Origin of the sequence: Sphingomonas sp. (assembly GCF_048594985.1) — a bacterium.
Classification (GTDB): Bacteria; Pseudomonadota; Alphaproteobacteria; order Sphingomonadales; family Sphingomonadaceae; genus Sphingomonas_I.
Genome location: NZ_JBMDXG010000261.1, coordinates 1 through 8,883 on the forward strand (window position 1 = coordinate 1; position 8,883 = coordinate 8,883).

The 8,883-nt window shown below is 66.7% G+C and carries 14 protein-coding genes; all 14 read left to right on the forward strand.

The features are described from left to right. Positions 1–623: 623 nt before the first annotated feature. A complete protein-coding gene (locus tag ACOJSF_RS10480) occupies positions 624–950 on the forward strand; it encodes a DUF736 domain-containing protein (protein ID WP_420142150.1) in 327 nt (108 codons plus the stop codon). A gap of 190 nt (positions 951–1,140) precedes the next feature. Beyond that, positions 1,141–1,383, forward strand: a complete 243-nt coding sequence (locus ACOJSF_RS10485) for a hypothetical protein (protein ID WP_420142162.1) — start codon at positions 1,141–1,143, stop codon at positions 1,381–1,383. Positions 1,384–1,476: 93 nt separating this feature from the next. Next, entirely contained in the window at positions 1,477–1,737 is a 261-nt protein-coding gene (locus ACOJSF_RS10490) for a DNA -binding domain-containing protein (protein WP_420142151.1), read from the forward strand. A 108-nt stretch (positions 1,738–1,845) separates the two neighbouring features. After that, positions 1,846–2,178, forward strand: a complete 333-nt coding sequence (locus ACOJSF_RS10495) for a transcriptional regulator domain-containing protein (protein ID WP_420142152.1) — start codon at positions 1,846–1,848, stop codon at positions 2,176–2,178. A 13-nt stretch (positions 2,179–2,191) separates the two neighbouring features. After that, the gene (locus ACOJSF_RS10500; RefSeq protein WP_420142153.1) at positions 2,192–2,629 is read left to right on the forward strand and encodes a DUF2285 domain-containing protein; all 438 of its coding nucleotides are present in this window, start codon (positions 2,192–2,194) and stop codon (positions 2,627–2,629) included. A gap of 118 nt (positions 2,630–2,747) precedes the next feature. Further along, the gene (locus ACOJSF_RS10505; RefSeq protein ID WP_171743434.1) at positions 2,748–3,023 is read left to right on the forward strand and encodes a helix-turn-helix transcriptional regulator; all 276 of its coding nucleotides are present in this window, start codon (positions 2,748–2,750) and stop codon (positions 3,021–3,023) included. 6 nt (positions 3,024–3,029) lie between these two features. After that, entirely contained in the window at positions 3,030–3,917 is an 888-nt protein-coding gene (locus ACOJSF_RS10510; protein ID WP_420142154.1) for a replication initiator protein A, read from the forward strand. 211 nt (positions 3,918–4,128) lie between these two features. Beyond that, a complete protein-coding gene (gene parA, locus ACOJSF_RS10515) occupies positions 4,129–4,767 on the forward strand; it encodes a ParA family partition ATPase (protein WP_420142155.1) in 639 nt (212 codons plus the stop codon). Beyond that, on the forward strand, positions 4,764–5,021 hold the full coding sequence (locus ACOJSF_RS10520) for a hypothetical protein (RefSeq protein WP_420142156.1): 258 nt from the start codon (positions 4,764–4,766) through the stop codon (positions 5,019–5,021). Before parA ends, ACOJSF_RS10520 begins: the two co-directional genes overlap by 4 nt. Then, positions 5,018–5,518, forward strand: a complete 501-nt coding sequence (locus ACOJSF_RS10525) for a DUF2840 domain-containing protein (protein WP_420142157.1) — start codon at positions 5,018–5,020, stop codon at positions 5,516–5,518. Before ACOJSF_RS10520 ends, ACOJSF_RS10525 begins: the two co-directional genes overlap by 4 nt. Next, the gene (locus tag ACOJSF_RS10530) at positions 5,515–6,060 is read left to right on the forward strand and encodes a S26 family signal peptidase (protein WP_420142158.1); all 546 of its coding nucleotides are present in this window, start codon (positions 5,515–5,517) and stop codon (positions 6,058–6,060) included. Before ACOJSF_RS10525 ends, ACOJSF_RS10530 begins: the two co-directional genes overlap by 4 nt. A 46-nt stretch (positions 6,061–6,106) precedes the next feature. After that, entirely contained in the window at positions 6,107–6,445 is a 339-nt protein-coding gene (locus ACOJSF_RS10535; protein ID WP_420142159.1) for a DUF736 domain-containing protein, read from the forward strand. Between the two features lie 3 nt (positions 6,446–6,448). Continuing rightward, the gene (locus ACOJSF_RS10540; protein ID WP_420142160.1) at positions 6,449–7,213 is read left to right on the forward strand and encodes a lytic transglycosylase domain-containing protein; all 765 of its coding nucleotides are present in this window, start codon (positions 6,449–6,451) and stop codon (positions 7,211–7,213) included. A gap of 244 nt (positions 7,214–7,457) precedes the next feature. Continuing rightward, positions 7,458–8,883: relaxase/mobilization nuclease domain-containing protein (locus ACOJSF_RS10545; protein ID WP_420142161.1), on the forward strand; the 1,426-nt coding region annotated here is incomplete at its 3' end.

The window sequence follows — 8,883 nt, forward strand, 5'->3', positions numbered from 1 at the left end:
TCGGCGCGACCGCCCTCGCCCGCGTCGCCGGCATGGCGACAGGCCCCGACCGTAGCGGACCGCCCCTCGTACGGGCCTGACCGTCCAGATGCCCCGGCAGGAGCAGGGCAAGACCAGCGAACACCACGCCACCCCGGCCAGCAGGGCAGCGGACCGGGGCGGAGCGGGTCTCCCGCTCGGCCACGGTCGCGGCATTCATCGACGTCGGAAGGAGGCAGATCGCGCGGCACGGCGGTCCGGATGTCGGCCCGTATCGAGCGGAGCGACAATCCCGGGATGGAGGGTGGTTGCGCCAGCAGCAGGGTTGCCCCCCGGCGGAAGAGCGAGCGAGCCGGACTATCCTCTGCCGACAGCCATGGGCCCCGTCTATATCCGCTACCGACCGCCCCAAACGGCCTCTGCAATGGCCTGATCTGGTCGAAGGACGGCTGCGCCTCGATCGTCTAGGCGCAACAGCGCCGTCAAACTTTCTTCCCCTGCCGGCTGCGCCGCCATTCCTCGCGAATCAAGAAAGTCCTCCTCTGCTGTCAGGCCCCTGCGGGGTGCGCCGCCGATCGCCTCCGACCTCCCGATCGCCATCGAGGCCGCAATGGAGCGGGCTCGAACGGAAACGGAGACTTACCATGGCGACCATCGGCACCTTCAAGAAGACCGGCTCGAACGACTTCACCGGCGAGATCGTCACTCTCAGCGTGCAGGCCAAGAACGTCCGCATCGTCCAGGATCAGCGCGCCACCGGCGAGAACGCACCTAGCCACCGGGTTCTGGTCGGCCGCGTCGAGATCGGCGCCGCCTGGTCCAAGCAGTCGAACGAGGGCCGCAATTATCTCGGCCTGAAGCTCGACGATCCCAGCTTCACCGCCCCGATCTACGCCAACCTCTTCGACGATGAGGACGGCGAAGGTTACGCGCTGATCTGGTCCCGCCCCACCGGCCGACGCACCGACTAAGGCCATCTGCGATAGGCCCCGACCACCACGGTCGGGGCCTATCGCCATGCTTGTGAAGCGAATCAGAGAGCGCCGCGCAGGCCGCAGGTGCGACCCCGCGCCAGAAGCATCTTGTGGCGCGGGGTGCAAGGAACGACTATTATAGCCGTAGTTCTGGCGTGCGTATTGGTCCGGGTGGGAGGTGATCGTCATGATCACCGCCCGACAATCTCGGGCCGCACGCGCGTTGCTGGGATGGACACAGGAGACGCTCGCTGACCAGGCCCGCGTATCTCTGACCGCGCTCAAAAGGCTCGAGTCGGAAAGCGGTCTTGAGGTCTATGAGAGCACTCGCGATGAAGTCCGGCGCGCCTTCGAGCGCAGCGGGATCGTGCTCCTTAACTCCGCCCAAGGTGTTGGGGTGATGCTCGTTGAAGGATCTAGGGCAGACTGATCGCCGTCGCAGCGCAACGGCTCCCCGCAATGCGGGCGCTGACCGACAATCGTCGGTGGCAAATCCACCCATTATGGATAGAAGCGCCTCGCTATGGTTACGGCGATGACGAGCAATTTCTCTGAGACACCACCGAGCGATTCGTCGGTCACCGACTATGATCGCTCGCACCTCAAGCTCTATCTCCGCCTCCTCGATGCCGACACCGACGGCGCCGACTGGCGCGAGGTCGCATCAATCCTCTTCGGCATCGATTCGGATGCAGATCCCATTCGCGCCAAGGCCGTCCACGCCGCGCATCTGGCGCGCGCCAAATGGATGACTGAGCACGGGCCGAACGAACTGGGCCGCTGATCGATCTGTTTTGGTGATGCAGTAACGACATCACGTTGTCGCCACTTCGCTCTTCCCCCGCAACCTTAACCTCCAGATTCTCCTCGCGCGCATCTCGCGTGCACGCATATGCGCGGAGGCTGGAGGGTGGCAGACGACGGTGATTGGCGTTCGGAGCGAGCATACGACTATGTCGACCAGCTCTCGCCCACGGACTTGGCTTGGGAGTTCCTGCGCCGGAACCCCGAGTATCAGAGTGCCTATCGAGCCATCCGAACCCGCGCCCGCGTGACGCTCGAGGCGGAAACCGCTCTTGCCGAGCAATGGGGGTTGCGAAGTCCTGGCCGACCCCCGCCACTCCGCCAAGCATCAACCGATATTCTGGTCCGTCCACGCCAATCCCGCCGCGATCGTTCTCACACCCGGTTCGACGCCAAGTGCACTTCCGCTGACGAGCGATGACCTGCGTCCGCTCATGATCCTGCAGCATGCGCCGAGCCTCATGCGCCTCGATATTCGCGGCGATCAATATGACGTCGAACTCACCGATCCCGATGATCGCCGAACCCTCTGCGCACTGACAATTCTCGATGCGCTTACCGCCGACCGACTGGCCTCTCTTGAACGGTTCTGGTCCGGCCTTACCGGAAAGCGGGTGCCCGCCGACCAGCGAGTGACACGACAGCGCCGCGCCCGTGCGCGTCTCATGCTGCGAGCCATCGATGGCGACGCCGCTCAGGCCACTTATCGGGAAATCGCGCTTCAACTCTACCCGCAGCATCCTACCGAGCCCGGCGACTGGGTCGGCAGCCCGGTGCGAGAGACCGTGATCCGCCTAGCGCGCGATGGGCGCGTGCTTGTCCGTGGCGGATATCTCGACTTGATGCGCCGTCCCCGCCGCTCGCGCGGTTAAAGCCGTGATGTCGAAATTAGCCGCTTAACTTCGACATCGTCTGAACCGCCGAACGCACGCCACGATGCTCGCATCCCGCCGTCCCTGCACGGCGCCCCTGCGATACACCGAGGTTCCTATGGCTGAAAAGGCCGCTACACTTCCGAACCGCTACCTCCGCACGCCAGAGGCCGCCCGATTCCTCGGCCTCTCGCAACGAACGCTGGAGAAGCACCGCACCTACGGCACGGGACCGACCTTCCGTAAGCTCGGCGGCCGGGTCGTCTATTCAATCGACGAATTGCAGGCTTGGGCGGATCTCGGCGTCGCGACATCGACCTCCGATCCCCGTGCCCGCACCGTGCCGCCGGCCAAGCCCCATGCCGCCATCGCCGGGCTCCCCGATCGCGCCTGATCGCCAATGCCCCCACCGACCCGGCAGCACGGCGAACGCGCCCAGCTCGACCTGTTCAGATCGCTCCCCGGCGATCTTGCACCCCGCGACGCACAGGACCTCATGGCCTACCCATTCTTCTCCCTCGCCAAATCCAAGCGGCTTGCCCCAATCGACTTCAAAGCCGGTTCTGTGAAGATCCGCGTCGAAGCTGTGCCCGAGCACGGCATGGCAACCATCTGGGACGCCGACATCCTCATCTGGGCCGCCTCCCAGATCGTCGAGGCGCGCGACCTCGGATTGCGCCCGTCGCGCCTGATGGCGACCACACCCTATGAGATCCTGAACTTCATCGGCCGGGGTGTCTCGCTGCGCGACTATGAGCGGCTCAAAGCTGCCCTCGACCGCCTCCAGTCGACGACGGTCGCCACCTCGATCCGACACCCGACCGAGCTGCGGATGCACCGCGTCTCGTGGATCAATGAATGGACGGAGCGGGTCGACGAACGCGGACGCCCGCTCGGCCTAGAACTCATCGTCCCCGACTGGTTCTTCTCAGCCGTACTCGACGACGCGCTCGTGCTGACGATCGACCGCGACTATTTCAACCTGACCGGTGGCCTCGAACGATGGCTCTACCGCCTGGTCCGCAAGCATGGCGGTCGGCAAGAAACCGGCTGGAGTTTCGACTTTGCGCACCTCCACGCGAAGTCCGGCTCGCTCTCGCCGCTCAAGCACTTCGCCTACGACCTGCGCGAGATTGTCCAGCGACAGCCTCTCCCCGGCTACAAGCTCGCGATCCTGCCCGGCAAGGGCTACCCCGACATCCTGACCTTCGTGCCAACCGACCCGATACCGTTCGCGGTGCCGCGCCGGCGCCGCCTGAAGCTCGCCCGGCCTGTGGATAAGCTGTGAAACCCCTCGTGCTATCAGGGACCAGCCCTATCGTGCCATCGGGGACCGGACCATCGTGCTATCGGGGACCGGAATCGAGGAATCCCGCTTCGGATTCAGCGACTTATTTCGACTCTAACATTGCTAACCTAGATTCCTTCGGAATCTGTCTAACGGTCACGCACATCGCCGCGCTGGCGTCGGCCGACGCGCCACCGGGACTGCCGTCCTCATGATCGTGGCGCTGCTCAACCAGAAGGGCGGCGTCGGCAAGACGACGCTCGCGTTGCACTTGGCTGGCCAGTGGGCGAGCGAGGGCAAGCGGGTCACCGTGATCGACGCCGACCCGCAAGGATCGGCCCTCGACTGGTCGGAACAACGCGCCCGTGAAGGCCATCCACGGCTGTTCGGCGTCGTCGGATTGGCGCGCGACACGCTGCATCGCGAGGCCCCCGAACTTGCCCGTGATGTCGACCATATCGTCATCGACGGGCCGCCCCGTGTCGCCGGTCTGATGCGCTCGGCGCTGATCGCGACCGACGTCGTTCTGATCCCGGTCCAGCCGTCCCCGCTCGATGGCTGGGCGTCCGCCGAGATGCTCTCATTGCTCGGCGAGGCGCGCATCTACCGGCCCGAACTGGCCGCGCGGTTCGTCCTCAATCGCTGCTCGGCGCGCACCGTCATCGCACGCGAGACCGCAGCCGCGCTCGCCGATCACGACCCTCCCGTGCTCGCCGCCACGATCGGGCAGCGCATCGGCTTTGCAGAAGCAGCGCAAAGCGGTCGGCTCGCCAGCGAACTCGGCCACTCACAGATCGCCGCCTCCGAAATCGCGGCGCTCGCCGCAGCGATCAGCGGCATCCTCCCGTGAAGGAGCGGCAATCCTCCGGCGGTTTCGCTGCCCGCCCCGGCGACGCCGAACGCTGGGTGCGAGCACCCGAACACACCCCGGTTCGTCCCCCGACAGCCGCCGAGGAATATCCCGCGCGCCTCACGATCGACGTCACCGCCGACATGCGGGGGCGGATCAAGATCGCGGCATTCCAGCGCGGCCAGACCGTCGCGGACATGCTGCGCGCGCTCTTTGAGCGTGAATTTCCAGCGCCATCAGGAGAGAAGGAATGACCACGCTCGCCGCACCCGTGCCGGCAACCGACGGCTCCGAGATGACGCAGGTCGAGCTTGTCTGGGTCGAGCAACAGACCGAACATTGGCTCCGCTTCGGCCGGGAAGTGCGCGAGCAGATCCTCGATCGTCGCCGCCGCATTCTCTTCTTCGCGCCCGACGCCGTCTTTGCGCTCGTCAGATGGGCATCGAACGACCACGGCACCATCGCCTCGCGTCTCGACATCCTGCGCGCGGCCAGGCGAAGCGAGGGCTACCAGACAGTCCCGACCGTCTCGCCGGGCGCGGAAATCCTGCTGCGCGCCGCCGGGTGGCCGAAGGTGTCGCAGCTTCTGGAACATATCGAAGCGATCGAAGCTCAGGACATCGACCCCTGCGCCGTGTCGCCCGACCACTGGCGACACGTCCAGAACCGCCTCGCGGTCGGAGCGCCGCCCCGACGATACACGCGAACGCGACATCGCGCGTTTGAACGCATGCGCGAGATCGGCGCATGACTCGCCGCCGCTACGCGGCCGCCACCGCTGCGGGAATTGCGCTGGTCGCGACCTCGGCGCTGGCGTCCTTCACGCCCCGGCTGATCTGGAACGCCTCCGCGAGCACGCCGATCGGCCTCTACGCCATCGCGCCCGCCAAGACGCTCGATCGCGGCGCGCTCGCAGTTGTCGTGCCACCGCCACCGCTCGCCGACTTCCTCGCCGAGGGCGGCTACCTCCCGCGCGGGCTACCGCTCATCAAGCATGTCGCGGCAGTCCCCGGCCAGCGCGTCTGCCGCGTGGGACGGTCCATCACCATCGACGGGGTGCGCGCCGGGAATGTGCTGGAGCACGACCGGAACGGCCGGCCACTTCCCGGCTGGTACGGCTGTCGGCGGGTGTTGGACGACGAGCTGTTCTTCATGAACACGGCGGTCCCGGGCAGCTTCGACGGCCGATATTTCGGCCCACTCAGCACCAGCGCCGTCATCGGCCGCGCGACCCCACTCTACACCGACGAGCAGGGCGATGGCCGCTTCATATGGCGGGCGTCAGCGCGGTGACGACTCTCCCACAACCCACTTCACCGCACACGAAAGGAGACCAGCAATGGCATTGATCGGACAGTTCAAGCGCACCGAGGCGGGCTATCAGGGGCGCATCGAGACCCTCGGGCTGTCGGCGGACCTCATGCTCGTCCCCGTCGGTCTGAGCGACGCGGAGAACGCACCCGACTATCGCATCCACCTCGGCAGCGACGAGGATGGCCCCGAAGTCGGCGCGGGCTGGAAACGGACCGGCGAGCGTGCCGGGGAATATGTCTCGCTACAGCTCGACTCCCCGACATTTACCTACCCGATCCGCGCCAACCTCTTCCAGTCCCCCGACGACGCCAGCGCCTGGGGGCTGTTCTGGAATCGCCCGCCAAAGCGCGCAGAGCGCGACTGACCGATGCAGGGCCAGCGCATCCCGACAGCGGCACCCAGACGCCGGAGCGCCTCAGCCGGGGCACTCACTTTCCTTCTCGGTCTGGTCTTCGGCTTCGCCCCGCTCACCTGCGCCAGCGCGCAATCGGCCGGCCCCGTCGTGCCCACGCCGAGCGATCCCTACGCAGCCTACATCGCAGAAGCGTCGCAACGCTTCCGCGTGCCGGAAACGTGGATCAGGGCCGTGATGCGCATCGAGAGCCGAGGGAATGTCCGCGCACTCTCGCCAAAGGGCGCGATGGGTTTGATGCAGATCATGCCCGCGACATGGGGCTATCTGCGCGCGCGCTACGGCCTCGGCATCAACCCCTACGGCCCGCGCGACAACATCCTGGCAGGCGCCGCGTATCTGCGCGAACTGCGCGACCGCTACGACTCACCGGGCTTCCTCGCCGCCTACAATGCCGGCCCCGGTCGCTACGAAGACTATCGGGCGACCGGCAGACCGCTCCCTTCCGAGACCATCGCGTATGTAGCGGCGATCGCACCTCTCATCGGGGCGGAACCGCTCTCTCCCTCCGCCCCGGCCACTGCGCCCGATCCGTTCGCATGGACACGCTCGGCGCTGTTCGTTTCACAGACCGGCAGCAATCCCACGACGCCGCGACCGCAGGCCGACGACAGCGCCGCACCGCGTCCGCTGCAGACGGCCGACAGCACCGAAACGCCCAGGCAAGACACCCGCGACACCATCTTCGTCGCGCGGGCTCCAGCCCCGGCGCCGCGATGACCGCCCCTCCCGGCCGGTGCAGCATGGCGTGCCCCGTCGCAGGTTCGGCGGGGAATGGGGAGGTATGGGGGAGAACAACCGCACGATGGCAGGATAAAGGGCCGCGAGGTGCGGCTTTGTGCGGTCGTGGTTTTTCAGGGACTTATGATCGAGATACGCGAGGTTCAGGCTATGGCCGCAGGCTGCGCGAACCGAAGTTTTCGCGGACATCAGCGGACTTTTCGCGATGTGCGGAGCGGCGCCGATGACCAGCGACGACACAATCCGCATCCGTCCTGGCCGCATCCGCTCGACGAAGACGCAGGCCGCGCGACCGTTCATTTCCCAGGCCCTCGCCGCTGCCCAGCGAGCCGGAGGGATGATCTCCCGACGCGGAAATCTCTCCTCGGGGAGCCGCTCGCGTTTCGGCCGCGGGCAACGCGCGTCCTTGCAGGCCAACCGCTTGCTCACGGCGCGCACGCGCGGCGTGGTCGTGAAAGCGCGGGTGGTCCGGCTCGGCGGACGCAACGCGCCGCTGGCTACACACCTGACCTATCTGCGCCGCGACGGGGTGACCCGGGACGGGGAGAAGGCGCGCCTGTTCGGGCCTGGCGGCGACGATGTCGATGCGAAGGGCTTCGCCGAGCGCAGCGCCGACGACCGTCATCACTTCCGCTTCATCGTCTCGCCAGACGACGCCGTCGAGATGTCCGACCTCAAGGCCTTCACCCGAGACCTGGCCGGGCAGATGGAGAAGGATCTCGGCACGCGCCTCGATTGGGTGGCGGTAGACCATTGGAACACCGAGCATCCCCACATTCACCTGATCGTGCGCGGCGTGCGGGACGACGGCGAGAATCTCGTCATATCGCGCGACTACATCAAGGAGGGCATGCGCGACCGCGCGCGCGATCTCGTCACCCAGGAACTCGGCCCTCGCACCGACCTCGAAATCCGCGGCACCCTTGAACGCCAGATCGACGCCGAGCGATGGACGAGCATCGATCGGCAGCTCGCCCGCGACGCCTACCGGACCGGGGTCATAGACCTCGCTCCATCACCCAACCGGCAACCTGACGCATTCCACGTCCTCAAGATCGGGCGCCTTCGCAAACTCGAGACGCTGGCTCTCGCCGAAGAGATTGGGCCAGGACAATGGACGGTTTCGGAAGATGCCGAGGCGACGCTTCGACAGCTCGGGGAACGCGGCGATATTATCAAGCGCATCCACCGCGGGCTTACTGCCAGTGGGATCGACCGCAGTGCCACGAGCTATGTGTTGGCGGCCGAGACGATCAGCGACCCGATCGTCGGCCGCCTCGTCTCACGCGGGCTCGACGACGAATTGAAGGGAACGGCCTTTGCCGTCGTCGACGGCGTCGACGGCCGCACCCACCATATCAAACTCCCCGACCTCGACGCGGCTGGCGATAGCGGTCCCGGCTCTATCGTCGAGCTTCGCCGCTTCCACGACGCGCGCGGCGCCCAGCGCACGGCGCTGGCCGTCCGCTCCGATCTCGACGTTAGCGGGCAGATCGCGGCGGATGGCGCGACCTGGCTCGACCGTCAGGCCATCTCGCGCAACCCGCCCGCGCTCGCCAGCGCCGGGTTTGGCGCCGAAGTCCGGGACGCGCTGGATCGACGGGCCCAGCACTTGATCGAACGCGGTCTCGCCGAGCAGCGGGGCATCG

Bases quoted from the DNA above. Each gene is read 5' to 3' on its own strand.
- ACOJSF_RS10480 (WP_420142150.1), top strand. From the start codon at position 624: ATGGCGACCATCGGCACCTTCAAGAAGACCGGCTCGAACGACTTCACC.
- ACOJSF_RS10485 (WP_420142162.1), top strand. From the start codon at position 1,141: ATGATCACCGCCCGACAATCTCGGGCCGCACGCGCGTTGCTGGGATGG.
- ACOJSF_RS10490 (WP_420142151.1), top strand. From the start codon at position 1,477: ATGGTTACGGCGATGACGAGCAATTTCTCTGAGACACCACCGAGCGAT.
- ACOJSF_RS10495 (WP_420142152.1), top strand. From the start codon at position 1,846: ATGCGCGGAGGCTGGAGGGTGGCAGACGACGGTGATTGGCGTTCGGAG.
- ACOJSF_RS10500 (WP_420142153.1), top strand. From the start codon at position 2,192: ATGATCCTGCAGCATGCGCCGAGCCTCATGCGCCTCGATATTCGCGGC.
- ACOJSF_RS10505 (WP_171743434.1), top strand. From the start codon at position 2,748: ATGGCTGAAAAGGCCGCTACACTTCCGAACCGCTACCTCCGCACGCCA.
- ACOJSF_RS10510 (WP_420142154.1), top strand. From the start codon at position 3,030: ATGCCCCCACCGACCCGGCAGCACGGCGAACGCGCCCAGCTCGACCTG.
- parA (WP_420142155.1), top strand. From the start codon at position 4,129: ATGATCGTGGCGCTGCTCAACCAGAAGGGCGGCGTCGGCAAGACGACG.
- ACOJSF_RS10525 (WP_420142157.1), top strand. From the start codon at position 5,018: ATGACCACGCTCGCCGCACCCGTGCCGGCAACCGACGGCTCCGAGATG.
- ACOJSF_RS10530 (WP_420142158.1), top strand. From the start codon at position 5,515: ATGACTCGCCGCCGCTACGCGGCCGCCACCGCTGCGGGAATTGCGCTG.
- ACOJSF_RS10535 (WP_420142159.1), top strand. From the start codon at position 6,107: ATGGCATTGATCGGACAGTTCAAGCGCACCGAGGCGGGCTATCAGGGG.
- ACOJSF_RS10540 (WP_420142160.1), top strand. From the start codon at position 6,449: ATGCAGGGCCAGCGCATCCCGACAGCGGCACCCAGACGCCGGAGCGCC.